This is a genomic window from Amycolatopsis rubida, from assembly GCF_900115345.1.
Lineage (GTDB): Bacteria > Actinomycetota > Actinomycetes > Mycobacteriales > Pseudonocardiaceae > Amycolatopsis > Amycolatopsis rubida.
This window is the reverse complement of sequence record NZ_FOWC01000003.1, coordinates 295,878-321,816: the sequence shown is the minus strand read 5'-3', so window position 1 is coordinate 321,816 and position 25,939 is coordinate 295,878. Positions and strand designations below refer to the sequence as shown.

The 25,939-nt window shown below is 71.5% G+C and carries 22 protein-coding genes; 5 read left to right on the top strand and 17 right to left on the bottom strand.

The window, feature by feature from the left end:
* Positions 1-114: 114 nt before the first annotated feature.
* From BM362_RS15860 to BM362_RS15845, 4 genes are all read right to left on the bottom strand, one after another.
* Entirely contained in the window at positions 115-2,127 is a 2,013-nt protein-coding gene (locus BM362_RS15860; RefSeq protein WP_244287169.1) for a recombinase family protein, read from the bottom strand.
* Between the two features lie 121 nt (positions 2,128-2,248).
* Entirely contained in the window at positions 2,249-3,565 is a 1,317-nt protein-coding gene (locus tag BM362_RS15855; protein ID WP_093573627.1) for an MFS transporter, read from the bottom strand.
* Positions 3,566-3,677: 112 nt separating this feature from the next.
* The gene (locus BM362_RS15850; protein WP_093573626.1) at positions 3,678-4,499 is read right to left on the bottom strand and encodes a PhzF family phenazine biosynthesis protein; all 822 of its coding nucleotides are present in this window, start codon (positions 4,497-4,499) and stop codon (positions 3,678-3,680) included.
* Between the two features lie 57 nt (positions 4,500-4,556).
* Positions 4,557-5,894, bottom strand: coding sequence for an MATE family efflux transporter (locus BM362_RS15845; protein WP_067590734.1), 1,338 nt, complete (start codon positions 5,892-5,894; stop codon positions 4,557-4,559).
* 302 nt (positions 5,895-6,196) lie between these two features.
* Between BM362_RS15845 and BM362_RS15840 the strand changes: the two genes are divergently transcribed.
* Complete coding sequence (locus BM362_RS15840) at positions 6,197-6,766, top strand: TetR/AcrR family transcriptional regulator (RefSeq protein WP_093573625.1); 570 nt, start codon at positions 6,197-6,199, stop codon at positions 6,764-6,766.
* A gap of 179 nt (positions 6,767-6,945) precedes the next feature.
* On the opposite strand, the gene BM362_RS15835 is transcribed toward BM362_RS15840, so the two are convergent.
* Positions 6,946-7,956 carry a DHH family phosphoesterase gene (locus tag BM362_RS15835; RefSeq protein ID WP_093573624.1) on the bottom strand — a complete coding sequence of 337 codons (1,011 nt, stop codon included), beginning with the start codon at positions 7,954-7,956 and terminating at the stop codon, positions 6,946-6,948.
* A gap of 25 nt (positions 7,957-7,981) precedes the next feature.
* Here BM362_RS15835 and BM362_RS15830 point away from each other — a divergent pair, with 25 nt between their 5' ends.
* The 3 genes from BM362_RS15830 to BM362_RS15825 all read left to right on the top strand — a co-directional run bounded on the left by BM362_RS15830 (position 7,982) and on the right by BM362_RS15825 (position 13,280).
* Entirely contained in the window at positions 7,982-9,016 is a 1,035-nt protein-coding gene (locus tag BM362_RS15830; RefSeq protein WP_208865217.1) for a TRM11 family SAM-dependent methyltransferase, read from the top strand.
* Positions 9,017-9,282: 266 nt separating this feature from the next.
* On the top strand, positions 9,283-12,297 hold the full coding sequence (locus BM362_RS47460; protein WP_167545330.1) for a tetratricopeptide repeat protein: 3,015 nt from the start codon (positions 9,283-9,285) through the stop codon (positions 12,295-12,297).
* A gap of 77 nt (positions 12,298-12,374) precedes the next feature.
* Positions 12,375-13,280 carry a pentapeptide repeat-containing protein gene (locus BM362_RS15825; protein ID WP_167545329.1) on the top strand — a complete coding sequence of 302 codons (906 nt, stop codon included), beginning with the start codon at positions 12,375-12,377 and terminating at the stop codon, positions 13,278-13,280.
* 96 nt (positions 13,281-13,376) lie between these two features.
* Here the strand turns inward: BM362_RS15825 and BM362_RS15820 are convergent, their stop codons facing one another.
* The 7 genes from BM362_RS15820 to rimP all read right to left on the bottom strand — a co-directional run bounded on the left by BM362_RS15820 (position 13,377) and on the right by rimP (position 20,102).
* The gene (locus BM362_RS15820) at positions 13,377-14,210 is read right to left on the bottom strand and encodes an alpha/beta hydrolase (protein WP_167545328.1); all 834 of its coding nucleotides are present in this window, start codon (positions 14,208-14,210) and stop codon (positions 13,377-13,379) included.
* A gap of 4 nt (positions 14,211-14,214) precedes the next feature.
* Entirely contained in the window at positions 14,215-14,688 is a 474-nt protein-coding gene (gene rbfA / locus BM362_RS15815) for a 30S ribosome-binding factor RbfA (RefSeq protein ID WP_009080499.1), read from the bottom strand.
* Positions 14,689-14,722: 34 nt separating this feature from the next.
* Entirely contained in the window at positions 14,723-15,016 is a 294-nt protein-coding gene (locus tag BM362_RS15810) for a DUF503 domain-containing protein (RefSeq protein ID WP_067590720.1), read from the bottom strand.
* Between the two features lie 65 nt (positions 15,017-15,081).
* Positions 15,082-18,033: a translation initiation factor IF-2 gene (infB, locus tag BM362_RS15805; protein WP_067590716.1), complete on the bottom strand. Its 2,952-nt coding sequence runs from the start codon at positions 18,031-18,033 to the stop codon at positions 15,082-15,084.
* Positions 18,034-18,121: 88 nt separating this feature from the next.
* Positions 18,122-18,391 carry a YlxR family protein gene (locus BM362_RS15800; protein ID WP_369806006.1) on the bottom strand — a complete coding sequence of 90 codons (270 nt, stop codon included), beginning with the start codon at positions 18,389-18,391 and terminating at the stop codon, positions 18,122-18,124.
* Positions 18,392-18,513: 122 nt separating this feature from the next.
* Positions 18,514-19,572 carry a transcription termination factor NusA gene (gene nusA / locus BM362_RS15795; protein WP_067590710.1) on the bottom strand — a complete coding sequence of 353 codons (1,059 nt, stop codon included), beginning with the start codon at positions 19,570-19,572 and terminating at the stop codon, positions 18,514-18,516.
* Positions 19,569-20,102 carry a ribosome maturation factor RimP gene (rimP, locus tag BM362_RS15790; RefSeq protein WP_067590915.1) on the bottom strand — a complete coding sequence of 178 codons (534 nt, stop codon included), beginning with the start codon at positions 20,100-20,102 and terminating at the stop codon, positions 19,569-19,571. The genes nusA and rimP overlap by 4 nt, the downstream gene beginning before the upstream one ends.
* A gap of 111 nt (positions 20,103-20,213) precedes the next feature.
* Here rimP and BM362_RS15785 point away from each other — a divergent pair, with 111 nt between their 5' ends.
* Positions 20,214-21,134 (top strand): ferritin-like domain-containing protein, encoded by a 921-nt coding sequence (locus BM362_RS15785; protein ID WP_167545327.1) that lies wholly within the window; start codon positions 20,214-20,216, stop codon positions 21,132-21,134.
* 93 nt (positions 21,135-21,227) lie between these two features.
* On the opposite strand, the gene BM362_RS15780 is transcribed toward BM362_RS15785, so the two are convergent.
* The 5 genes from BM362_RS15780 to BM362_RS15760 all read right to left on the bottom strand — a co-directional run bounded on the left by BM362_RS15780 (position 21,228) and on the right by BM362_RS15760 (position 25,864).
* Positions 21,228-21,893, bottom strand: a complete 666-nt coding sequence (locus tag BM362_RS15780) for a hypothetical protein (protein ID WP_093573850.1) — start codon at positions 21,891-21,893, stop codon at positions 21,228-21,230.
* A gap of 32 nt (positions 21,894-21,925) precedes the next feature.
* Positions 21,926-22,948 carry an aminotransferase class V-fold PLP-dependent enzyme gene (locus BM362_RS15775; protein ID WP_093573620.1) on the bottom strand — a complete coding sequence of 341 codons (1,023 nt, stop codon included), beginning with the start codon at positions 22,946-22,948 and terminating at the stop codon, positions 21,926-21,928.
* 10 nt (positions 22,949-22,958) lie between these two features.
* Positions 22,959-23,723, bottom strand: coding sequence for an isocitrate lyase/PEP mutase family protein (locus BM362_RS15770; RefSeq protein WP_067590706.1), 765 nt, complete (start codon positions 23,721-23,723; stop codon positions 22,959-22,961).
* Between the two features lie 75 nt (positions 23,724-23,798).
* Positions 23,799-24,428 (bottom strand): GPP34 family phosphoprotein, encoded by a 630-nt coding sequence (locus tag BM362_RS15765; RefSeq protein ID WP_093573619.1) that lies wholly within the window; start codon positions 24,426-24,428, stop codon positions 23,799-23,801.
* On the bottom strand, positions 24,425-25,864 hold the full coding sequence (locus BM362_RS15760) for an ArnT family glycosyltransferase (RefSeq protein WP_093573618.1): 1,440 nt from the start codon (positions 25,862-25,864) through the stop codon (positions 24,425-24,427). Before BM362_RS15760 ends, BM362_RS15765 begins: the two co-directional genes overlap by 4 nt.
* Positions 25,865-25,939 lie beyond the last annotated feature (75 nt).

Genomic DNA, 25,939 nt, shown 5'->3' with positions numbered 1-25,939 from the left:
ACGCTGGCCTCACCGCGGGTGCTGCTCGTGGTGTTGACGGCCTTGATGACGCGCCGGCACCGGCGTGCGGAGTCCGCGCGCCGGTGCCGGCGACCATCGGGGCGGGCGTGGTGACTACGCGTCCGGCGCCGAGCCGCCCCGGGGCCGGTTGTGCGACGACGTGTCGTAGTCCGGGTGTTCGGGGTGATTCTCGTCGTCGGGATTCTGATCGAAATACGCCGCCGCGCTGCCCACCGCGAAGTCCCACACCCACGAACTGCCGTCCACGTACAGCCGTGGCTCCGGGAACATGAGCGGGTCGCCGCCCTCGGCATAGTCGCGCGGAACCCCGAACATGGCCACCTGGCACGTGTGGCGCTTCCCGTTCGGGCACCGGAACTCCAGATCCCACACGTACCGGCCGTCGTCGCGGTCGTCCTCGGGGCGGCGGCGGGACGCGACCAGGGTGTACTCCCACCGCGCGCACACGTCCGCGACGAACGCGTCCAGGTTGGCGGCGGCGGTGTCTTCGTGCGCTGTCGGCAAAGGTCCGCTGCCCGGACTGAACATGACCATGGAAGGACCTCCCTCGTCGCTGGTGCTCACGGTAACGCGGTCGTCGCCGTCAGCGCGGTCAGCCGCCGGGACCGGGCCGGTATCGGCCCGGCGGCGCTTGGGCTCGTAGGGCTTGACACGGACGCGTTTCGGGTCGAACGTGCGGAACCCCTTGCGCTCGGACGGGTCGACGTAGAGCGTGTCCCGGCCCAACGCGTCGCTGAGCATGGCGCGCCGCTCGCCGACATCGGCCGCGTCCCACTTCGCGGCGGCTTCCTCCCGGCTCATCGCCTCGGTGGGGCCTTCCGGGTTGCCGCCGGTCAACTCCTCCCGTTCCGCGTACAGGCGCGCGAGATCCTTGAGCAGGGGCTCGTTCGCCTTGTCGAACGCCTTGTCGGACATCTTCCGCGCGCCCCACTTCGCCGAGATCGCCTCCTGCCGCGTCTCGCACTCGGTGATCTCGTTCTCGACCTTCTCCAACCGGTCCGAGATCTGCGCCCGCACGGCCTTGATCGCCGCAGCGTGGCTCTTGTCCGACATCCGCGCGACCACCATGCCCCGGATCTGGCGGTCCACCGCCCGTACGTCGGCCGCGACCTTGCCGCACCCGCCGCGCGCTTTCGTGCACGCGTACTGCCGCCGCCGTGCTCCGTCCGGATACTCGCCGACGTGCGGCCGACCGGACAGTTTCTTCTCGCAGCGGGGGCAGGTCGCGATGCCCGAGCCGACATAGCGCCCGCCGGGCTGCCGTCCCCGGGTGCGCCCCGCGTACAGCGCGCGCAACCGCTCGAACTCCTCCGGGTCCACGACCGGCTCGCCCGGCATCTGCCCCACGATCTCGCCGTCGTGCTCGATCAGTCCCGCGTTGCGTGGACGGAGCAGCACATCCCGGATTCCCGTCGGAATAAACAACCCGCCGGTGACCGTGCGCAGACCGGCCGCGTTCCACTCCTCGGCCAGCGCAAGCTGTTTCACCCCGGCCAGGATCGCGCTCGTCCCGGACCGCAACGCGGCACGCTCCCGCTCCACCAGCTCCGCCGGAACCTGTTCCCGGGTGTCGTTGCCGTCCTCGTCCAGCGCGTCTTCTTTCGGCACTGTCCGGTCCAGCCCGGGGAATCCGAACGACCGGCCCTGCAAGTGCGGGACTCCTTTGCGGCGCAGTGTGTCGAACCGGCGGGAGATCCGCTGCGATGCCTCGTCGGAATTGCGCTGGTTGTGCGCGACCTCCTGCCGCAACTGGTACCGGTCGTTGTAGTCCGACAAGTCGTAGCGGCCGTGCGAGGACGCGACCGTGAACGAGTCGTAGCCCTCGATCAGCTTGAACATGTCTTCGAGGTCCGGAGACTGCCGCCAGCCCCGGTCGGTGTTCCACAACACCACCCCGTCACACGCCCGCGCGGCAACCCGCTTCATCACCCGTTCCCACCCCGGGCGGTGGACCTTCGGATTCCAGGCTGACAGCTTCGGATCGGAGATCTCCTCACCCAGCACGCCGCCCAACCGGTCGATCACCTCACGGTTGTCCGCGTGCTGCGTCTCGCACTTCTCCAGCTTGCCCCGCTGATTCCGCGACAGCCGCGCATACGAATCCAAGATCGGCTGCCGACCACCCTGACCTGCGGTAACCTGGTGTGAGTGAGCCATACCACCACGGTAGGTCGACAAGTCGGTATCCGCTAGAACCGGCACAGCCACTCACGAGCAGCGGGAGCGGTCAGGCGGCCACGGCCTCTTCCGGGGCGCGGTCCCAGCGGTGCCGCCGGATCCGGACCGGGACTTCTTCCCCGCGGGCCGCCGCGGCGAACACGTGGGCGCGGGCGCGCCGCCACCACACCAGCATTCGCGACGCGCCTGCCGCCAGCACGGCTACGACGACCAGCAGCGCGATCCGGAAGTTGCCGCCGGTGGCCTGGAGGAGGATGCCGATCAGCAAGGCCGTCACGGTGGTCGCCAGGAAACCGCCGACGTTCACTACTCCGGTCGCGGTGCCGACGCGGGACAGCGGGTTGTAGTCGCGGGCGATGGCGAAGCCGATCATCGACGCCGGGCCGCCCAGGGTGAGGAACGCGAACGCGGGGACGAGGACGCCTACCGGGACGTGGCCGTTCCAGCCGAGCAGCACCGCCCACACGATCGCCGCTCCGGCGAGGTAGCCGATGACCAGCGGCACCCGCAGCGCCGGGGCACGGCCGATCACCGCGCCCAGCAGCGGGCCGCCTGCCATGGAGCCGAACACGAAGACGGTCAGCAGCGCGCTGGCGGTCGCCGCGGGCAGGCCTTCGCCTTGCACCAGGAAAGGCATGCCCCACAACAGGGTCAGCACGTTCGGCGCGAACATCGTCGAGAAGTGCACCCAGAATCCCAGCCGGGTGCCGGGAGTTCGCCAGGCCAGTTTGACCTGCCTGGCCAGTTCCGCCGGGCGCACGGGTTCGCGCTCGCGTTCCGGCACGCCGCCGGGAGTGTCGCGGACGCGCAGCGCGACCGGCACCGAATAGAGCACCGTCACCGCGCCGACGGCGAGGAAGGTGACTGTCCATCCTGGACCGTCGAGGAGCAGGGTGAGCGGGACTGTCGCGGCGAGGTTTCCGAGGTAGCCGACGCAGGAGGTGAAGGACGCGAGCAGCGCGTACCGGTGCGCCGGGAAATGCGCCGCGACGAGGCGCAGGACGCTGACGAAGGTGAGTGCGTCGCCGAGGCCTAGGACGCCGCGGGCCACCAGGCCGAGTGCGTAGGTGTCGGCGAGTCCGAGCAGCAGCTGCCCGGAGCCGAGGATCAGGACGGCGGCGGTGAGCACGCGGCGCGGGCCGTAGCGGTCGACCAGCACGCCGGTCGGGATCTGCATGGCCGCGTATACGCCGACCTGCAAGACGGTGAAGATGCCGAGCGCGGCGGACCCGACGCCGAAGCGTTCGGCTGCCTTCAGCCCGGCGACGCCGAAGGAGGTGCGGTGGAAAACGGCGAGCAGGTACACCGTGACCGCGGTGAGCCAGATGAGCCAGGACCGGACAGGGGCGCGGCCGGCGGGCGTCAAGAGTTCCTCCAGAAATCAGGCGAGCGTCGGACAGCGGAGGACGACGACGCTGCCGCCTCGATACTTGTATCGCCTCAGCAACCTCGATACATAGCCGTAACCGGGGTGTGCTTCACCACAGGTCCGCTTCGCCCCGGATGCCGACGACCGTTTCGCCGCCGACCCACACGTCGTCGCCGTCCCGTTCGACGTGCACCCGCCCGCGCCTGCCGAGCCGCGTGCCCTGCGCCGCGACGTACGACTCGGGCGCCAGGCCGTCGCCGATCAGCCACTGGCCGAGCGCCGCGTTGAGGCTGCCGGTGACCGGATCCTCGACGACGTCGCTGAACGCGCGGACCTCGAAAGCCGTGTCGGATCCGGCCGGCTGCGCACCGGCGACGCCCGCCTTGTACGAGCCGAGCGCACCGAAGTCCGGCTCGATCGCGAGGACGGTCGCCGCATCGCGCAGCAGCAGCGCGATCCAGCCGGGGCCGTTGTCCGCCCAGCGCGCGTCGAGGACGTCGGCGTCGCCGAGGCGCAGGCCGCGTTTCACCGCGGCGAGGTCGGCGTCGTCCACCGGACCGCCGCGGCGCAGCGGAGGCGCGGCGAACGCCAGCCGGTCGCCGTCGCGGCGCACCCGGACCAGCCCGGCCCCGCATTCCTGCACGAGATGCCCGGCGTTCGGCTCTCCCCCGGCGGCCAGCCACGCCCGCGCCGACCCGAGCGTCGGATGCCCGGCGAACGGCAGCTCGCCGTGCGGGGTGAAGATCCGCACGCGGTAGTCGGCGGCCGGGTCGGACGGCTCCAGCAGGAACGTGGTCTCGCTGAGGTTCGTCCAGCGAGCGAACGCGGCCATCCGCTCGTCGGACAACCCGTCCGCGGCGTGCACCACAGCGAGCGCGTTGCCTCGGGTGAGCTCGCCGGTGAAGACGTCGACCTGGGTGAACTTCGGCATGCGCCCACCCTCGCATCCGCCGGGCGCCGGCGGCGAGCGGGTTTCGCCGTTATGCCATCACGCCTCCCGCACCGCGCCGACCACGGCCCACCGCCCGGACCGCCACCGCGCCACCACGGCCGCCAGCCGGAACACCATGAACAGCGACAAGCCGCTCCAGATCCCGATCAACCCCCAGCCCAGCGCCAGCGACAGCCAGATCAGCGGCAGGAAGCCGAGCCCGGCACTGACGAGCGTGGCGGTGCGGAGGAAGGCGGCATCGCCCGCACCGAGGAGAACACCGTCGAGCGCGAACACCACGCCCGCGATCGGTTGCAGCGCCACGAAGAACCACCAGGCGTGCGGGATTTCGCCGAGCACTCCCGGATCGGACGTGAACGCGTGCGGCAGGACGCTCCACAACGCCGCGAACAGCACGCCGAGGAAACAGCCGAAAACCAGGCCGTATCCGGTGATCTGCGTGGCCACTCCGCGTGCCTGCCGCGCCGCTCCGGCACCGAGCGCCGCGCCGACGAGCGACTGCGCGGCGATCGCGACCGAATCGAGCACCAGGGACAGGAACGTCCAGAGCTGCAGGACCACCTGGTGCGCCCCGACCGCCTCGGTCGAAGTGCGCGCGGCCACCGCGGCGGCCGACACGAAGCACGCCTGGAACGCGAAACTGCGCAGCACCAGGTCGCGGCCGAGACCCAGCTGCGCCCGCATCACCGGGAAATCCGGCCGCAACGGCGCCTTTTCCCGTACCAGCGCCGCGACGAACATCGACGCGGACACGACCTGTGCGACGACGTTCGCGATCGCCGACCCCTCCAGCCCGAGACCGGCGGCGTACACCAGCACCGGGCACAGGACGGCGGAGATTCCGTTGCCCGCCAGCACATAGCGCAGCGGACGGGTGGCGTCCTGCACGCCGCGCATCCAGCCGTTGCCCGCCATCGTGATGAGGATCAGCGGCGCGCCGAACAACGCGATCCGCAGCCACGACACGGCCGCCGCGGCGATCTCGTCGCTGCCCGAGAGCGCGCGGGCGATCGGCCCGGCCAGCAACTGCCCCGCCGCCAGCAGCACCAGCCCAACCAGCACGCCCAGCCAGGTGGCCTGCACGCCTTCGCTGACCGCGTCGGCGCGCCTGCCCGCGCCGTGCAGCCGCGCGGTGCGCGAGGTGGTGCCGTAGGACAGGAAGGTGAGCTGCGTGGAGACCTGCGACAACACCACGCCGCCCAGCGCGAGGCCGGCGAGCGGCAACGCCCCGAGATGGCCGACGACGGCGGTGTCGACCAGCACGTAGAGCGGCTCGGCGGCGAGCACGCCGAGCGCGGGCACGGCGAGGCCGAACACTCGGCGGGGCGGGATGCGGTCACCGCTTACGGCGGTGGTCGTGGCGTTTTCGGACACGGGAATGAGAGTAGCCACCGGGACCGACAATTCCGGCGGCCCGGACCGCGAGGACAGCCGGAGGCGAGCGATCGGAGCACGGGATTCGCTTATGCGGCAAGGGAAGCAGGCTGATCTTGAGAGACAGAAGTCCACTGTGGCGTGATCCGGCACGGGCGGCCAGCCAGCCGCGGGCGGCCTCGGGCGGACACCGGATCGGACAGCAAGCCCAGCGGCGGCCGGGCAGCGAGATCTTCGCGCCGCACCTCGTGCGGTACGATCGAAGTGGAGACAATCTCCACTTGACGACGGGAGGGCCGCGCATGACCGCGGGCAAGCCGCTGCGGGCCGACGCCCAGCGCAACCGCGACCTCCTGGTCGCCAAGGCACGGGAGATCTTCGACGCCGGCGAATTCTTCGACCTGCGCTTCGACGACTTCGCCAGCCTGGCCGGAGTGGGCACCGGCACGCTGTACCGCCACTTCCCCACCCGGGAGGCGCTGGCCGAGGCGGTCTACCACGGGGAAGTCGCCGCGCTGTGCGATCGCGCCCGCCAGCTGCGGGCCACGCTGCCCCCGGCGGAGGCGCTGGCGACCTTCCTGCGCGGCATGGTCGACCACATCGACGCCCACGAGGGCCTGGCCCGGACGCTGGCCACGCTGATGGCCGAACGCTCGAACGCCCTCGCCGGCGGCAGCCAAGCGCTGGAGCAGGCGGTCACCGACCTGGTGGCCGCCGCGGCAGAGGACGGCACCGTTCGCGACGACGTGGACGCCGGTGCCGTGCTGATGGCGCTGCACGGCATCGGCGCGTCCCATGACCGTCCTCGTTGGCGGGCCGAGGCCGACGATCTCATCACCCTCGTGCTGGACGGGCTGCGTCGGCCGGTGTGACCAGGCGCGAAGGCTCCGGTCAGCAGCACGGCGGCGATGCGGCCCCGGCGATCACGCGGGCGCACCGGCGAAGCTTCCGGACGCGGCTTCGCCAATCCCGCCAATCCCGCCGCTCCCGCCGAACTCCGCCCAAGTCCCGCGCTCATCCGCCGGGCCGGGCCGCGCACCGCCCGGCCCGGTCAGGAAGCCCGCAACAGCGGCGCCCTCCCCAGCGCTTCCCGCAGCCGGTCCAGCACCTCCTCCGCCGGACCCTCCGCCGTGCATCCCGCCGCCATCCGATGGCCTCCCCCGCCGAACTCCGCGGCGGCCGCGGACACGTCGATGTCGCCGGCCGAGCGCAGCGAGACCGTCCACACTGGACCGGGCCCGGCTTCCTTCAGCACCGCTGCGACGCCGGCCTCCCGGGTAGCGCGCACCACGTCGATCACCGACTCCACCTCTTCGAGCCGCACCGTCGCCGCGGCGGCCGCGCGCACTACCGTGTGGACGAAGCCGAATCCTTGCGCCCCTTCGGGTTCCAGACGGGCCTCCGACAGGACCGTCGACAGCATCGGCAGCCACGCGAACGGGTGGTCGTCGACGATTCGGCGGGCCACCTCGCCCGGGTCGGCCCCGGCTTCCAGGAGGCGGGCGGCGATCCGGTGCGTTTCGGGGCTCGCCCGCCGGAAGCCGCTGGTATCGGTGACCACCCCGGCGTACAGGCAGCGCGCGGCGGCCGCGTCCAGTTCGGCCCCCATCGCCTCGACGATCCGCGTGACCAGGATCGCCGTCGCTTCGGCGGTGTCGTCCACGACGTGGTGGGTGCCGTAGCGGGCGTTGGTCGCGTGGTGATCGACGACCAGGACCGAACCGCCCGCGTCGCGGACCGCGGCGACCCGCGGGGCGAGCCTGCCCAGGCGGGCCAGGGTCGGGGTGTCCAGCGCGACCAGCAGGCCGTCCGCCGGAGGGAGGGCGTCGACGGGAGTGATCAGGCCGTCGACGTCGAGCCAGGCCAGTGTTTCGGGGGCCTCGTCCGGCTCGCCGAAGGCGACTCGCACGCGCGCGCCGCGGCGATGCAGCACGTGGCCGAGGGCCAGCGCGCTGCCGAGGGTGTCCGCGTCGGGGCGGACGTGTCCGAGCAGCGTCACGTCGGTGGCCCGGGCCAGCACTGCGGCGGCGGCCTCGATGTCCTGTACCAGGGAAGCTGTCACAAAGTGTCACGCTACGCTCTGCGGGATGCCTGAGTACGTGATCCTCGTTCTGCCTTCCGCCAACCGCGTGTACGCCGCCTCGTCGCCGGCGCTGCTGCGCGCCGAACTGGCGGCCTTCGGCACCGCTCTTTCCGCCGAGGTGTCGGCGATCGAAGAGATCGAACTCGGCGGGGTCGGGTACGTGAAATTCGCCTGCGCGGCCCCGCTCGGCGAGCGCGACCTGGCGTTGCTGTCGAACCTGTCCTCGCTGTACGCCCTGTTCGAACTGGGCGACGGCGTGCTGCGGCCGGTCGCCGTGCATCCGCTGGCGAAGGCGGACTCCGACCTGCTGACCATCCAGAAGTACCCGGGCAAGACCAACGAGCAGTTCACGAAACTGCTGCTCAATCTCACCCTGCTGGCGACCTCGCGGCCCGCGGACTGGCCGGACCGCGAACTGCACGTGCTCGACCCGCTGTGCGGCCGCGGGACGACGCTGAACCAGGCCGTGATGTACGGCTTCGACGCCACTGGCCTCGACGTCGACGCGCGCGATTTCGAGGCGTACGAACAGTTCGTGAAGACGTGGCTGCGCACGAAGCGGGTGAAGCACACCGCGGAGTCCGGGCAGCTGCGCCGCAACAAGGTCCGCCTCGGCCGCCGGCTGGACATCGAGTACGCGTTCGACAAGGACGACTACAAGGCAGGCCGCACCCGGCGGCTCAGCTACCTGAACGCGGACACCCTGACCACCGACGAGGTCCTCCGCCCGGCGTCGGCGGACCTGATCGTGACCGACGCGCCGTACGGCGTGCAGCATGGCAGCCACCGCGAAACCGGTCTGGCCCGCAGCCCGCGCGACCTCCTCGCCGCGGCGATCCCGGTGTGGAACCGGGTGCTGCGGCCGGGCGGGGCGCTCGGGATCTCGTGGAACACGCATGTGCTGCCGCGGGAGGGCCTGGTGGCGATCCTGGAACGGGCGGGGCTGGCGGTGCGGTCGGGCGGGCCGTACGAGGAGCTGGCGCACCGGGTGGACCAGGCGATCGTGCGGGATCTCGTGGTGGCGGGAAAACCGGCCTGAATCGATCGCGGAATAGCGTTACCGCGCGCAAGAATTGTTCACCGAAATGAGTGAACGAGGGTTCGGCGCGAGCGAATTTCGCCGCTCATTGAACCCCCTGAGCTGACCGTTCACCGAAAGCACGGGACGGGAGTGGCGCGGCCGCGGCCAGGTCCGGCAGGCTCGGGCGAGAGATGGACACCACAGCGCACCCCACCCCGGCCCCGCTCTCCATACCCACGGCCGACCTGGCGACCCGCACTCCGGATCAGCTCGGAATCTTTCCCTTGAGCGACGACGGCCGGCACGGCCGCACGGTGCCGGAAACGACGATCTACTTCCCGCGCAAACACGACGCGGAGCTGGAACCCGTCATCGCGGCGGCCGCGGGCGGGGCGAGCCGGATGGCCATCCTGGTCGGCGATCCGGCGACGGGGAAGAAACGTGCGTTGTGGGAGGCGATCCGCGCGAACGACGACGGGTCCTTCCTCCTCCGCCACTGGAAGATCTGGCCAGGACTCAGCCCCTGCACGCCGGAAGAGCTGCTGGCGAACGAGAGCGGCCTGTCTCCCCGGACGGTGGTGTGGCTTCCGGCCGCCGAGCGGTGCCTCTTGTCCGGCGACAGCGAACTCGACGACCGGGTCGCCCGCTGTCTGCGCAATCTCCTCGGCGACGAAACCCGCGCCCCCTGCCTGATCCTGATCACCCTGACCCGCGAGAGCTGGAAAACGCTCAACGCGCCGTCCGGCCGGACACCGCCGGGCCTGCACCGTCCCAACGTCCAGCTGCTCCCGCGGCAGGGAACCGTCATCCGGGTGGACGAGTCCTTTACCAAGACCGAACTCGGCAAGGCGCGCGATTCTCCTGAACCGAGGCTGGCCGAAGCAGCGGCGAGCGCACCGGACGGCCGCGTGATCCAGACTCTCGTCGCCGAACCGGAACTTCGCGCACGGTACCGCGACGCGGGCCCGGAATCTCGCGCGCTGCTCGACTTCCTGATCGCGGCACTGCACGCCGGACACGGCCGATGGTTTCCGCGCGACGTCCTGCGTCAGGGCGCGCAAGCTTTTCTCGGAAGCCGCGCGCCCGATTCAGCCGAGTGGTTCGCCGAAGCGTTGAGCGAGGTGACTGAGCAGGTACCCGGCGGGGCCGCGATCCTGATCCGGAAATCCGGCGAGACGGCGGACTCGTACTGCCTCGCCCCCTCGCTCGAGCGGCATTTCGTGACCGGGGCGGCGAAGCTGGTCCTGCCGAACGAGCTGGTGTGGCCGGTGCTGCGCGAGAGAGCAGATCCTGAAAACTGCCGCGCCCTGGCGAAAGAATGCGAAAAACGCCACCTGCTGGAATTGAGCGCTCACTTCTTCTCCAGAGCGGCTGAGAACGGATGCCCGCGCGCACGCGCCGAACTCGCCGCGATGCTGGCCAGGGCCGGCCGGATCGACGACGCGATCAGCCAGTACGAAACAATCGCGCGGACCAGCGTCGATCCGGACCGCGTCGAGGACGCCGTCCGCGAAGGAGCCAGAATACTTTTCGCCGCCAAGCGGCCCAAAGACGTCCTCGACTGGCTCGGCCCGCTCGCCGCCGAAGGAAACCGTTCCGCCGAGGTACTGGTCGCGGTAGCGCACACCCAGCTCAAGCGGCCGCGCAAAGCGCTGGCTATTCATCAGCGGCTCGCCGAGAAGGGAGATCTGCATTCGGCGGCGGTCGTGGCCGAGGGCATCGCGTCCCGGGAGGACTCCCCCCGGCAACGGCCTCGCCGGGTCCCGCTGACGCCGAAGGAGCGAGCCGAGGACCGGCAGTGTCGGCAGGCGCAGCTCGACGAAGCGGTCAGCTACCTGAGCGAGCTGGGCGAACGCACCGGGCTCGACCTGCTGCCGATGATCACGGACCTGACGGTCGACGCGGCCGGCCCCGAAGCCGCGGTCAGGATGCTCTCGGCGAAAGCGACCGAGCACGGCCGGCACGACGCCTATCTCCTCGGCGCTCAGGTGCTGGCTTCGGCCGGCCAAGTGGAAGACGCGCTCGACTGGGTCGCGACGGCGCGACAATACGACGTCCCGGGCGCGATGGCCGCCGCGGTGCGGGTAAACCTGAGCACAGATCTGATGACCGCACAGCGACTCGCCCTCGCCTGCGCGGCCGACGGCGATGCCGCACCGTTGATCGCCGTCGGCGACGCCTTCTCCGCCTCGGATCGTCCGCGGAAAGCACTCGACTGCTACTACGAGGCAGCCGAACACGAACCCCGTGCGCTGGGTGCCGCGGCCCTCGCTGCCGCCCGGCACGGTCTGTTCGACGACGCCGCCGGCTGCTACCGGACCGCCCAGCGAGCGGGCGGCGCCCCGGACCCCGCCGAGATCGCCCTGTTGCTCTGCCGCTTCGGAGAGGCCAGGAAAACCTCGGATTCCGAGTATTCCGAGCCGATCGCTCAAGCACTGAAGTGGTATGTCGGCACCGCCCCGCTGGTCGCCGGCGCGCTGGCTCCGGTCGCTCGGTACATCGCAGATGTCTACGCCAAGGACCTGGTCACGGCTTATCGCACGCGCGAGGACGTTTCCTGGAACCACGCGCTGCTCTGGGTCGCCGACGCGCTCGTCGACGCCGACAGCGTCCGCACCGACGGGACCGACCGGGCGACCGTGAGCGGATCCGGCGTGGAACTCGCGTCGTCGACCCTCCTGGTCGTGGCTTCCGGCCTCTACTCCGAAGCCGCCACCGCGGGATCGGTGCTGGCCAGAGAACGGGCTGTGCGCCTCTTGATAAAGCGGCAGAGCTTCGCGGAAGCGGCCCGGCTGCTCGATTCCACGAGCACCTGTCCGGCCCGGCTGCCCGGCCTTCGGGCGGAGGCTCTTGCCGGGCTGGGAGACCTGGCCGAAGCGGAGCGGATGATCGAGCAGCAGATCGCGGACGATGATTTCAGCTCCGCAGCGGGCGTCGCCCGTGGCTTTCTCTTGCACGGAAGACTCGACACAGCACCAGAAAACCGCGACAAGGCCCGGAAAAACCGCGACAAAGCGTGGGAACTCGCGGAGCGCGGAGTCCGCGGCGGCGACATCGAATGCCATGTCCTGCTGGCCGATCTCCGCCGCAACGCCGGCCAGCCGGGGAGGGTGCTCGACCTCTACTGCACCGCACTGGCCTACGGTCATCCGCGGGCGCGCAGACGCATCGAACACTACCTCGCGTCCTCGGAAAGCCCGGACTGGAACCACAAACAGTTCCGCAAGTACGGGCTCGATCCGCGTGGGGAAATCGCGGGAGGCTGGTCTGTTCCGGACTCCCGCGAGGCCGGGCGGTGAGGGGGGCGCGGCTCCCGATTCGCCGCCGCCTCCGGACGTTAGCCGTTGCCGGGGCCGCAGCGGCCGGGGCTGTCGCCGTGCTGTGGTTCCTGCTCGGGCCGTTCGCGTCCTGGGTCGGCGGTGCCGACGTCGCACGCCTCGCGGACGCCGAGCGGGCCGCTGTCCTGAGCGGCATTCGCGGCCAGATAGCCGGCTTTCTCGCCCCGCTCGGCATCAGCGTCCCGGCGTGGGCGGCGGTCCGGAAACTTCTCCTCGACCGCGACAAGCAGGTCACCGATATCTACGCCACGGCGATCGGCCACCTCGGCTCCGAGCGCGCTTCGACGCGAGCAGGCGGGGTCCGGACGTTGGAAAGAATGTACGAGGATTCTCCTCGCGACCGGGCCCGGGTTGTCGAAACGCTTACGGACTTCCTGCGCAGTCACGGCGGAACGGGACAACCGCTCCCGCTGGACGTCAGAGTCGCACTGCGGGCGCTGCGCACTCATCCTCCTCCCCAGGGAACACGGCTCGATCTCGTCCGCGTGCAACTGCCCGGCGCCGAGCTGAGGCTGACCGACCTTCGTCACGCGAACTTCGCCGCGGCGAAGTTGACCGACGCGGACTTTGCCGAGGCGCGGCTCGACTGCGCCGATTTCACGGGGGCGATCCTGACCTCGGCGGAGCTGGCAGGGGCGAAGTTGCCCACCGCGGCGCTCGATCGGGCCAGCTGCCGTCGGGCGAACCTGCGCGGCGCGGTGCTGACCCGTGCCAGTCTCCGCGGCACCGATCTGACCGAGGCCGTCCTGTCGGACGCCGACCTCAGCAATGCCGACCTGACCGGGGCGACCCTGGCCCGCGCCGACGTATCCGGCGCGGCGTTCGCGCACGCCGTCCTCGTCGGCGTCGACCTCGGATCGGTGCGCGGGCTCAGCCGGGACGCGCTTCGGCTGGCCGTCACCGACGCCACCACGAAGCTGCCGCCGGACCCGGCTGCCGGGTAGCGCGCCGGCTCCCGGCGCTCGATCGCTGTCCACACCGGCAAGTAGCCGTGTTACCAATTGCCTACACAACCCCGGCTACCCGAACCGGCGATCCCGCTACGCCAGCCGCGGCCCGAGGAACCGCAGGACCTCCGGCAGGACTCCCCGCCAGTACTCCGAAGTGTGCTCCCCCGGCGTGATCCGCGAGACCTCCGGGCCGGCGCCGGCGATCAGCTTCCGGTTGGCCGCCAGGAACGGATCCCGGTCGCCGCACCACACGCCGAGGCCGCGGGTCGGGAGTTCGTCCGCGTGCCGCAGCGGTTCGGCGGCCGTCCAGTCGTTCTGGGACGCGAAGATGTGCCGGGACCGGGCTTCCGGCCAGGTGCGGAACAGGGCCGCGCTGCAGGTGGCCACCGCCGTCACGTCGCGGCGGTGGCGGGCGAGGTTCAGTGCTCCGAAGCCGCCCATGGAGATGCCGAGAAGTCCGGTCATCGGGCGGAGACCCGACTCGGACAGCCAGCCGGGGAGTTCGTCGGTGAGCATGCGGTGCGGGTCGTCGTCGCCGTCGGGCATCCAGTAGTGGCTGCCGTCGACCGCGGCGACCGCGAACGACGGGATGCCGGACCGGACCGCGGCGGTGAGAGCCGCGGGCAGGCCCAGGTCCATGAACGTGCGGGCGTTCGACCCGCGGCCGTGCAGTGCGACGCAGACCGGCAAGCCGGTGCTCGGGACGCCGTCGGGCGTCATGAGCACCACGTCGACATCCCGGCCGCGGGCCGCGGAGTGCCTGCGGTGGATCGTGATGGACGCCTTCAGGGACGACGGGCTGGAGGCCGGGGCAGCCGGGGTCGGCGCAGCCACCGGGGCGGAGCGCCCGGCGCAGGCGGAGACGAGCGCCGCGGCACTGCCGAACAGCAGACCGCGTCGCGTGACACCGGGCTTTGACCGCATCGCTTCAGCCGCGCGTCTCCTCTTCTGCTTGCTCCTCGTCCTCTTCGGCACGAGGGGCCTTGTACGGGTCCGCCTCGCCCGCGGGCTGCGCTCCGGTCGCCCGCCGGGCCACCTCGGCGTCCGATTCGCGGGCCTTTGCGAGCAGCTCTTCGATGCGGCGGGCGTCGTCCGGGACGCTGTCCGCGACGAAGGTGAGCGTCGGGGTGTAGCGGACGCCGGTGCCCTGTCCCACCTTCGTGCGCAGGACGCCGCGCGCGGCTTCCAGCGCGGCCGCGGCGCTCGCGAAGTCCGGCTCCGCGTCGAGGCTTTCGCCGAGCACCGTGTAGTACACCGTGGCGTCGTGCAGGTCCGCAGTGACACGGGCGTCGGTGATGGTCACCGCGCCCAGTCGCGGGTCCTTGACGTCGTGTTCGATCGCCGAGGCCACGATCTGCGAGATCCGCTTGGCGAGCTTGCGTGCCCGAGCGGGATCGGCCATGGCTGAGGTCTCCTTCTCCGGATTTCCGGGTGTTCTAGTCGTCCGGGCCGAGCAGCCGGCGGCGCGCCGACAGCAGTTCGACCTCGGGGCGGCCCGCCGCGAACCGCTCGCACGCGTCGAGCACGTCCCGGATGTGCTCGCCGTCGGGGGCGACCGCGGCGACGCCGATGAGCGCGCGCCGGTGCAGGTCCAGATGTCCCGCCTCGGCGACCGAGACGGCGAATCGCTTCCGCAGTTCGGCCACCACCGGCCGCACCACGGATCGTTTCTGCTTCACCGAATGCACGTCGTCGAGCAGCAGGTCGAGCTCCAGGGCTCCGACAAACATAGGCAGCGAAGTTGTGCCGCGAGGGCGGTCCGGGGTGCGCGCCTGGCGCACCCCGGACAGGTCACTCACGCACGGGGCTTCTCCCGCTGTTCGTAGGTCTCGATCACGTCGTCGACCTTGATGTCGCTGTACGAGCCCAGCGTGAGACCGCACTCGTACCCTTCCCGGACCTCGACCACGTCGTCCTTGAACCGGCGCAGCGAGTTGATCGGCAGGTTCTGCGCGACGACGTTGCCGTCGCGCAGGAGGCGGGCCTTGGCGTTGCGCCGGATCTCGCCGGACATGACCAGGCAACCCGCGATCGTGCCGATCTTGGAGGACTTGAAGACGTCCCGGACCTCGGCGCGGCCCAGCTCGACCTCTTCGTACTCCGGCTTGAGCATGCCCTTCAGAGCCTGCTCGATCTCCTCGATCGCCTGGTAGATGACCGTGTAGTAGCGCACGTCGACGCCCTCGCGGGTGGCCCGCTCGGTCGCCTTGCCCTGCGCCCGGACATTGAACCCGAGCACGATCGCGTCGGACGCGGTCGCCAGGTCGATGTCCGATTCGGTCACGCCGCCGACGCCGCGGTGCACCACGTTCAGCTCGACGTCTTCGCCGACGTCCAGCTGCAGCAGCGCCGCTTCGAGCGCTTCGACGGTACCCGAGTTGTCGCCCTTGATGATCAGGTTGAGGCTGCTCGTCTCCTTCAGGGCGGAGTCGAGGTCCTCAAGGCTGACCCGCTTGCGGCGCGACGCGTTGAGCGCGTTGCGGGTGCGCGCGGAGCGGCGCTCGGCGATCTGCCGGGCGACGCGGTCCTCGTCGACCACCAGGAAGGTGTCGCCCGCTCCCGGCACCGAGGTGAACCCGATGACCTGGACCGGACGCGAGGGCAGCGCCTCGGTGACGTCCTCGTTGTGCTCGTCGACCATCCGGCGGACGCGGCCGTAGGCGTCGCCCGCCACGACCGAGTCGCCGACGCGCAGCGTGCCGCGCTGGACCAGGACGGTGGCCACCGGGCCGCGGCCGCGGTCGAGGTGCGCCTCGATCGCGACGCCCTGTGCCTCCATGTCCGGGTTGGCCCGGAGGTCCAGGGCCGCGTCCGCGGTCAGCAGGATCGCCTCGAGAAGCCCGTCGATGTTGATGTTCTCCCGCGCGGAGATCTCGACGAACATCGTGTCGCCGCCGTATTCCTCGGCGATGAGGTTGTACTCGGTGAGCTGCTGCCGGATCTTGTCCGGGTTCGCGCCCTCCTTGTCGATCTTGTTGATCGCGACCACGATCGGGGCCTTCGCGGCCTGCGCGTGGTTGATCGCCTCCACCGTCTGCGGCATGACGCCGTCGTCGGCCGCCACCACGATCACCGCGATGTCGGTCGAGTTCGCGCCTCGGGCACGCATGGCGGTGAACGCCTCGTGACCCGGGGTGTCGATGAAGGTGATCAGCCGCGGCACGCCTTCGAGCTCGGTCTCGATCTGGTAGGCGCCGATGTGCTGGGTGATCCCGCCGGCCTCGCTCTCGCGGACCTTCGTCTTGCGGATCGTGTCCAGCAACCGGGTTTTACCGTGGTCGACGTGACCCATGATGGTGACGACCGGCGGACGGACCTGCAGGTCCTCTTCGCCGCCCTCGTCCTCGCCGTAGGTGATGTCGAAGGTTTCCAGCAGCTCGCGGTCCTCCTCCTCGGGGGAGACGACCTGGACGACGTAGTTCATCTCGCCGCCGAGCAGCTCGAGGATGTCGTCCGACACCGACTGCGTCGCGGTGACCATCTCGCCGAGGTGGAACAGCACCTGCACCAGCGAGGCCGGGTTGGCGTCGATCTTCTCGGCGAAGTCGGTCAGCGAAGCGCCGCGCGGCAGCCGGATCGTCTCGCCGCTGCCCTTGGGCAGGCGGACGCCGCCGACGCTGGGCGCCTGCATGTTGTCCATGTACTCCTGGCGCTTCTGCCGCTTCGACTTGCGGCCCTTGCGCGAGGGCCCGCCGGGACGGCCGAAGGCGCCGGCCGTGCCGCCGCGGCCACCGGGGCCGCCGCGACCGCCGCCGCCGCGGAAACCGCCGCCGCCGGCCGGGGCGCCACCGCCGCCGCCCGGACGGAAGCCGCCACCGCCGCCACCGCCGCCAGGACGGAAGCCGCCGCCACCGCCGCCGCCACCGGGGCCGCCGCGGAAACCGCCGCCACCGCCGCCGGGACGACCGCCGCCGCCACCGGGACGACCGCCGCCGCCACCGGGACCGCCGCGGCCGCCTGCCGGTCCGGCCGGACGGGCGCGGCCCGGCATCATGCCGGGGTTCGGGCGCGGAGGCATGTTGCCCGGGCTCGGCCGGTTGCCGCCGCCCGGCCCGCCGGGACGCGGCGGACGCTCTCCGCCGCCCTGGCCGCCGCCCGGACGCGGGGGACGGTTGTCGCCGCCCTGGCCGGGGCCGGGGCGCTGGGCGGGCGGACGCGGGGCCGGGGAACCGGACCCGACGCCGAACGGGTTGTTGCCGACCCGCGGGGTGCGCGGACCGGGCTTCGGGCCGCCGGGCTTGGGGCCCTGCGGCTTGGGCGGCACGACCGAACCGGCGGACGACGAGTCCTGCTGCTTCGGGGCCGGCGTCGGCGCGGCGGGCTCGGCCTTGGCGGCCGGGACCTCCTGCGCCGGGGCCGGCTGGGCCGGGGCGGGCGGACGCGGACCGGGACGCGGGCCGCCGGGCTTCGGGCCCGGGGACGCCGGCCTGGCGGTCTGCTGCGGGGTCGGCTTCGCGGCCGGGGCCTGCTGCGCGGGAGCCGGCTGGGCCGGAGCCTGCGGAGCCGGGCTCTGCTGCTGGGCGGGCGGCTTCGGAGCCGCCGGAGCCGGCCGAGGTCCCGGAGTGGGACCGGGCTTCTTCCCGCCCTTGGCGGGGTAGGCGTCGCGGAGCCGGCGGGCGACGGGCGCCTCGACGGTGGACGACGCGGACTTCACGAACTCGCCCTGCTCCTTCAGCTTGGCGAGAACTTCTTTGCTGGTGATGCCGAGCTCCTTAGCGAGCTCGTGTACACGGGCCTTGCCTGGCACAGCTCTCCTCATCTAGGGGAGGCCAGGCGGGGACCCGCTGACCTCGTCCTTATCGTCGCGCGTTCATGGCTTCAGCTTCACGGCTGACTCATGACGGGTCGACCTGCTTCCTTGTTTCTCGCGACCCCGGGGTTGTCCCGGAATCGTTGTCCGCGGCGAACGCAGTGTGGTCGCGCAGCCCCGCGGTCTCGAGCGCGCCCTGGGCCCGAAGAGCCCGGGGGAACGCCCGCTTCCGCTCGGCTTTGGCCAGGCAGCCCGGCCCCGGGTGCAGCCACGCACCCCGGCCCGGCAGCCGCCGACGTTCGTCGACGACCAGCCGCCCGTCCGCCGCGACCACGCGCAGCAGTTCACCGGTCAAGTCCCGTTTCCGGCAGCCGACACACGTGCGCACCGGCGACTGCCGGTGACGCTGGAGGTCGGGGGTGTCCCCAGTAGCCCTTCGCGGGTCTTGAACCGTTGTCGAGTCTAGCGCCTGCACCTTCAGTCGGCCGAACCGGTTGCCGCGGCGGGCCGCGCCTGGCCGGCGTGGTCTTGCTCACCCTCGGCGGGACCGGCCGGCTCGGCGGGGGCCGCGTCGCTGCGGATGTCGATCCGCCAGCCGGTGAGCCGGGCGGCGAGGCGGGCGTTCTGGCCCTCCTTGCCGATCGCCAGCGACAGCTGGAAGTCCGGCACCACGACCCTCGCCGTCTTGGCGCGCTCGTCCACGACACGTACCGAGACAACCTTCGCCGGCGACAATGCATTCCCGACGAACTTGGCCGGGTCGTCGGACCAGTCGATGATGTCGATCTTTTCGCCGGCCAGCTCGCTCATCACGTTGCGCACGCGCGCGCCCATCGGGCCGATGCAGGCGCCCTTGGCGTTGACGCCCGGGATGGTCGAGCGCACAGCGATCTTCGACCGGTGCCCCGGTTCGCGGGCGACCGCGGCGATCTCGACAGTGCCGTCGGCGATCTCCGGGACCTCCAGCGCGAACAGCTTGCGCACCAGGTTCGGGTGCGAGCGCGACAGCATGATCTGCGGGCCGCGGTTGCTGCGCGACACCCCGAACACGAACGCCTTGATCCGGGTGCCGTGCTCGTAGGACTCCCCCGCGACCTGCTCGGCCTGAGGCAGCACGCCCTCGGTGTCGCCGACCTGGATCACGACCATGCCGCGGGCGTTGGCGCGCGCGTCGCGCTGCACCACCCCGGCCACGATCTCGCCCTCCTTGGCGGAGAACTCGCCGTAGGTCTTCTCGTGCTCGGCGTCGCGCAGCCGCTGCAGGATGACCTGGCGCGCGGTGGTGGCGGCGATCCGGCCGAAGCCCTCGGGCGTGTCGTCCCACTCCTCGTCGACCTCGCCCTCGGGCGTGAGGGTGTGCGCGAGGACGCGGACGAGGCCGGTCTTGCGGTCGATGTCGATGCGAGCGTGCGGCTGGTGGCCCTCGGTGTGCTTGTACGCGGTGAGCAGCGCGGTCTCGATGGCCTCGATGACCGTGTCGAAGGGGATGTCCTTGTCCCGTTCGATCGCCCGCAGCGCGGCGATGTCCACGTTCACTTCGACTCCTCCTTCTTGTCCTTGTCGTCCTCGCCGGCGCTGTCGTCCGTCAGGGCTTTGAGGTCTTCGGCGGGCGGTTGCTTGAATTCGACTTCCACCACGGCCTTCGCGACGGATTGGTAGTGCACGTCCTTGATCCGGCCGTCGGCGAGCACGCGCACGCTCTTCTCGCCGGCGTGCCCGACGCGGCCGAGGTAGGCGGAGCCTTCGACGGGCGTGATCTTGACGAGGCGGAACCGGGCGCGCCGCCAGTGCCGCCGCTGGGTGAGCGGCCGGTCGAGGCCCGGCGAGGTGACCTCGAGCGTGTACGCGCTCGCCAGCACGTGCTCGTTCTCGTCGAGTGCGGCCGAGACGGTGCGGCTGACCTCGGCGACCTCGTCCAGCCCGACGCCGTCGTCGGAGTCGACGACCACCTTCACCAGCTGTCGCCTTCCGGCTTGCTGCACCTCGAGCGAGTCGAGGTCGAAACCCGCGGTCGTGACGGCTTCGGCCACGATCGGCTCCAGCCGGCTGGCGAGTTCGTTGGGCACGTGGAGCACTCCTGTTCGGCCTGTTGGTCGGTGAAGGTCAAGCTTATCCTGCGCCCCCGCGAAGACGCGCGAGCGGCGGCGCACCCGGGGGGCCTGGCAGGATGGGCCGACGTGACCGCAGACCTCTCCCGGCGCGCCGTGCTGCGTCTGGGCGCACTGAGCGCCACTGTCGCCGCGGCTGTGCCGCTCGCCGCCTGCTCCGGCGGCTACGACGACGCCCCCGATCCACTGGCCCCGCTGCTGGCGGCGGCCGAGGCGGACGCCGCCGCGGCCAGGAAGCTGCCCGCCGGCGGCGACGCGGCCGGCCAGGTCGCCGACGCCCGAGCCGCGCAGGCGGCCGCGCTGAAGGCTGAAGTGGACCGGCTGAACCGGCCCAAGCAGGCGGCGGAGGTCCCGGCCGCGCCCGCCGGCCTCGCCGGGTTCAAGGACCGGCTCGCCGCCGCGCGCAAGCAGGCCGAGGACCTGGTGCCCGCGCTGCCGGCGTACCGGGCCGGGCTCGTCGCGTCGGTGGCCGCCGGGTGCGCCGGGCTGCAGCGGGTCGCGCCGGAACTCGGTCCGGGGGCCGACGCGAAGGCCGCCGCCGCGCCGTCGCCGGTGCCGACGGAAGCGGTGGATTCGCTGCAGAAAGCGCTGGCGGCCGAGCACGCGTCGCTGTGGGTGTACGGGCTGGTGACGGCGTTCCTGCCGGGCGATTTCGGGGACGCGGTGAAGGCTGGGCGCGCCGAGCACACCGCGCGGCGCGATGCGGTGACGCAGATGATCACTTCGGCCTCGGCGACACCGGTTGCGCCGGAAGCTGCGTACGTGCCGCCTAAGCCGGTTACGGACACGGCTTCGGCTGCTGCGCTGGTGGCGAACGCGGAGGCGGATACGGCGGCGGCTTGGCTGGCCGTGCTTACGCATACCGACGATTCGGGGTTGCGCGGGATGGCGTTGCAGGCGTTGATCGCGGCGGCGCGGCGCGGGATGCCTTGGCGGCAGGAAGCCGGGCAGAAGCCAGCTGCGGTGGCGTTGCCTGGGCAGGCGGCTTAGGGACCTCGTGAGTGCGTATCGCGGTTCTCACCGGGATACGCGCTCACGAGGCCGCGAGCCCGCGCGGGCCGGACGAACCCGGCCCGCGCGTTCTCAGCGGAGCTTCCCGGACAGCTTCAGCGCGTTCTTCGCGATCCGGTTGAGCAGCTGCTTGTCATGGTGGCCGTAGTAGAAGTCGGTCAGCACGATGGTCACCTCGGGGCCGCTGGCCTTCGACTCGTACTCCGCCTCGTCGCCGCTCAGTTTCGGGGCGTCGGTGTCGTGGAAGGTGCCGTCGCGGACGAGGTCGCTCACGTTGCCGGTGCCGTCCCGGTCGGTGAGCTGTTTCAGCTCGGTCGCCTTCGCCGCGTCCGGCATCGTCACCAGCACGACCGACACCAGCGCCTTCGCGTCCCCGGACTGCACCGTGTACAGCGCCCGCGCCAAGGAGGTGCACTGGTTGTCCTGGAAGAACTTCTTGGCGCCCGAGTAGGCGTTGGCGGCGCAGTCGGTCGCTTTGACCGGGCCTTCGGCCAGTTTGTAGTCGAAGGCGGGCTTCGCCGTGGTCGCCGGGGATTCGGCGACCGGCTCGTCCGGCGTGCTGTCGTGCCGGATCAGGTACCAGACGAGCCCGGCCACGACGGCGATCGCCACGAGCCCGGCGCCGCGCAGCAGCAGGGCGCGGTTGCGCGACGGCCCGGGCGGCGGACCCGGCTGTCCGGGCACGGCCGGGATCGGGGCCGTGTCCGAGGGACCGGGGGTGAAGTGCGGATGGGACACGCGAACACCGTAGTTCACCGCCTCCGCGGGTTTCAGCCAGACGCCGCGCCCAAGGCGTCCAGAACGCGTTCGACGTCGTCAGGGCCGTTGTAGAGATGGAAACCGACCCGTACCCGCCCGTTGCGGACGCCCGCGACGATCCCGGCTTCGGCGATCCGCGCCGGATCGGCTTCCAGTGCCACGATCGCGCTCCCCCGCGGCTCCAGTCCGGCCGCGGTGCGCAGGGAATCGGCAAGACCGGCGTTGTGTTCGCGCACCGCGGCGAGGTCCAGTGACGCGAAGTAGTCGAACGCTTCCGCTGCGCCAACGTGCGACAGCCACACCGGCGAAAGGTCGAACGCGCGCGCGTTTCCGGCCAGGCGCAGTGGCATGCCGTATACCGAGGACCACGGATCGTCGCCGGCGTACCAGTTCGCGGCGACCGCGCGGGTCCGTTCCCGCGCCCGCGGATGCACCGCCAGCCAGGCGCAGCCGCGCGGCGAGAACAGCCATTTGTAGCCCGCGCAGACGATCCAGTCCGCCCATGCCACCTCCAGCGGCAGCCAGCCCGCGGCTTGCGTGACGTCGATCAGGACCGGCACGCCCGCGGCTTCGGAGGCGGCCCGCAGCGCGGCGGTGTCGAGGAGCGCGCCGTCGGCGGACTGCGCGAGGCTGACCGCGACGAGGTCGTGGCCTTCGACGTGCTGCGCCAGCTTGGCCAGCGGCGCTTCGGTGACGTTCGCCCGCTGCGCGAACGGGAACGTGACGCTGGTGAATTCGTTCTCGGCGACCAGAACGCGGGCGTCCGGGGCCAGCCCGGCGGCGACGTTCGCCGTCAGCTGCGACACCGACGCGCCGGTCGCCACCCGCTCCGCCGGGACCCCGGCGAGCCGGGCGAATCCGCCGCGGGAGCGGGCTACCGTCTCGTCGAAGTCCGACGGGGTGTTCTTGCCGGTGCGCCACCGGCCGACCGCGGCTTCCACCGCTTCGGCGACCGGCGCCGGCGGGATCCCGATGCTGGGGGTGTTGAGGTATCCGGCGGGGACGGCGAAGTCGGTGTTTCCTCCGAAGATCATGTCGTCCAGGTTACGGGAGCAATGCCGTGACATCCCCGTACGAAGGCGGCTTCATCGGCAGCTCCGCCCCTTCCCGGACTGAGTCCACTGTGGATAAAGCGGCGGAAAGTGCCACGCGGTAAGGCGTCGAGCCGAGACTGACCCTCGCCACGCCCAACGAAGCCAATTCGGAGAAAGTGGTTTTCCCTGGCAGGTGCAGGAGGTTCACCGGCACTTCCACCGCTTCGGCCAGCTCCGCCACGTCCGCCGGCTCGTGCAGGCCGGGGACGAAGACGCAGTCCGCGCCGGCGTCGGCGTACGCGCGGGCCCGGGTGATGGCGTCCGCGACCGGGCCGGTGCCGAGCCAATGGGTGTCGGTGCGGGCGTTGAGGAACATGCCCGGGACGCGTTCGCGCACCTTGGCCAGCAGCGCGGTCTGGACGACGGCCGGGGCGAGGACGTCGGCTCGGCCGTCTTCCAGGTTGATCCCGGCGACTCCCGCATCGGCGAGTTCCGCGACGAGGTCAGCTACTGCCCCGGGGTCGGCGCTGAAGCCGTCGGCGAGGTCGACGCTGACCAGGATGTCCAGCGGTGCCAGCGATTTCGCCAGTGCGACGGTCGCGGCGCGGGACTCCGGGGCGCCGTCGGCGAGCCCGGCGGCGGCCGAGACGCCGAGGCTGGTGGTGCCGACTGCCGGATGGCCCGCGCCCGCGAGCGCGGCGGCGAAGCCGAACTCCCAGGCATTCGGCAGCAACAGCGGACGGCCCGGGACGTGCAGAGCGGCGAAGGAGGTCATGTCCGCCACGGTAGAACGGCCACGCTTCGGCGGCGGCCGAACTGTCGCCTCAGCCCCCTCGGCTGAGGCGGCAGCTCAGCCTCCGGAACTGCCGGAGAACGCCGCGATCCGCGCCGCGCGCCGGCCCGCTACGGCCTTGCGCAGTGCGGGAAGCACCGGTCCGGCGAGCTTCTCCAGTTCCTTCAGCCGGTCGGCGTGGCGCCGCGCGTCCGAGCGGGACATCCCGGCTCCGGACGCCGCGGCGAGGGAGGCCAGCGCCGCGGCCGAGGCGTCTACTTCGGACAGCGGGGCGGTCAGGGCGTGGTCGAGTCGCGCGTGTGCGTCGCGTACTCGCGTCGGATCGGAAGGGACCACAACCTTGCGGTGCAAGATCGAGCTGCTGCCTTCCTCCAGCAGCCCCGCCGCGGAGAGTTGCGTTTCCAGCGACTGCAGCGTGTCGTTCTTGCCCCGGCGCAGCAGCGCCCGCCAGGACGCCGGGCTGCGCGTGCGGAGGTCGGCGAGCAGATCGTCGAGCAGGAGGTCGCCGGTCGGGGCGGCGCCGGTCGGTTCGGCGTGGCCGCGCTGGTCGCGGAGGTTGCCGCGCAGCACCAGGTCGGTCACCGCGGCCGCGCGGACCAGCAGGGCCGCTCGGGGGCGGCGGGAGACCGGGCCGCCGTCGGGGTCGCAGGCGAGGAAATACGCTCGCGCGGGCAAGGAGTCGCTCATTGTTTCTTCACCTCTGGCCAGATTGTTTCCCAGGACTGCTTTCGCCCGGTGTACAGCCACATCAGCCCGGGCACCACTTCAGTCACCGAAGAGAAGTACGGGCGCAGCAAAGCCGGATCGAAGCCCGCGAAAAGCACGTTGCGCGCGGAGTCCGGCGGCCGGTCGAAGTACCAGTATCCTCGGTGTCCACTGTAGACAGTGTTGATCCCGTACCGCGGTCCGTAGTATTCCACGGCCGCGGCGAACGGGTAGATTTCCCCGTATACGGCGGTTTCCCGGCGCACCGGATCGGGCAGCGACTGATACGTCCGCCCGACCCCGTCCGCCAGCCGCTGTTGTGCGGTCTCCCCGGCCGCGAACACGGTGCCGAGCGGAAAAGGCCCGAACGACGCGGCTTTCATCGACGCGGGCCACACCGGCAGCCCGGCAATGGTGACCGCGGCCGAAAGCACGAACGCGATTCCGGCCGGGATCTTCCACCACCGCGGCAGACGCCGTCGCGAAAGCTCCGTCGCGGCGACGGCGAACGGCAGCGAATACAGGCTCAGCAAATAGTACGAGCGGCCGTGCGTCCCGATGATCACCGCCACGACCAGCAGCAACGCCACCGCGAGGTACCGGTAGGGCACCAGGTCCGGCGAACGGAACAGCCGCCACATTCCGTAGAGCAGGGCCAGCACGCCGATTCCCATTCCCGCACCGAGCAAACCGTCGCGGGCGAAAGCGAGGTAGCCTGGGAATTCGGCCGCGACGACTTCGCCCATCCGGGTGTAAGCCCAGCCATGCGTGGCTTGCCAGAGGAACGTCGGCAGGGTGGCCACGACGGCGATCAGCGCGCCCAGCCACAGTTTCGGCCGGGACGCCAGGTCGCGCGGACCGAAGACGAGCGCGGACACCAGCACCGCGCCCCACAGCGCGGGAATCAGGAACTTCGTCTGCAGCGACACCGCGGTGACCGCCCCGGCCCACACGAGCAGGCCGTCGCGCCGGGTCCGGGTCCAGCGCACGAGGAGGAACACCACGAGCGTCCAGAAGAACGGGTCCAGCGCGTAGGTGGCGACCCAGTGGCTGATGATCATCAGCCCGGAAGTCGCGTACGCCCCGGCCGCCATCGCCTGCGCTCCGCGGCCGCCGCCGAGTTCGCGGGCGGTCAGCGCGGTCACGATCGCCCCGGCGCCGGCCGCGAGCGCCATCGGCAGCCGCACCGCGACCAGCGAACCGGGGAACCACTGGTCGAGCGTGCCGGCCAGCAGCGGGACGAGCGGCGGCTGGTCGAAATACCCCCAGGCCAGGTGATCTCGACCGGCCACGAGGAAGTACAGCTCGTCGAAGCCGTGCGCGTACCGGGTGCTCGTCGCCACCAGCAGCGCGACGGCGGCCGCCGCGACCGCCAGCACCGGCAGCCGGGCGAACCGCGGGATTCCTTCGCTCGTCATGGCGTCGAGTCCACCGCGCCGGCCGGGTGCGGCGTAAGCGTGCCCGGTAGCGGTTCGGGGCGACGAAAGTGGATC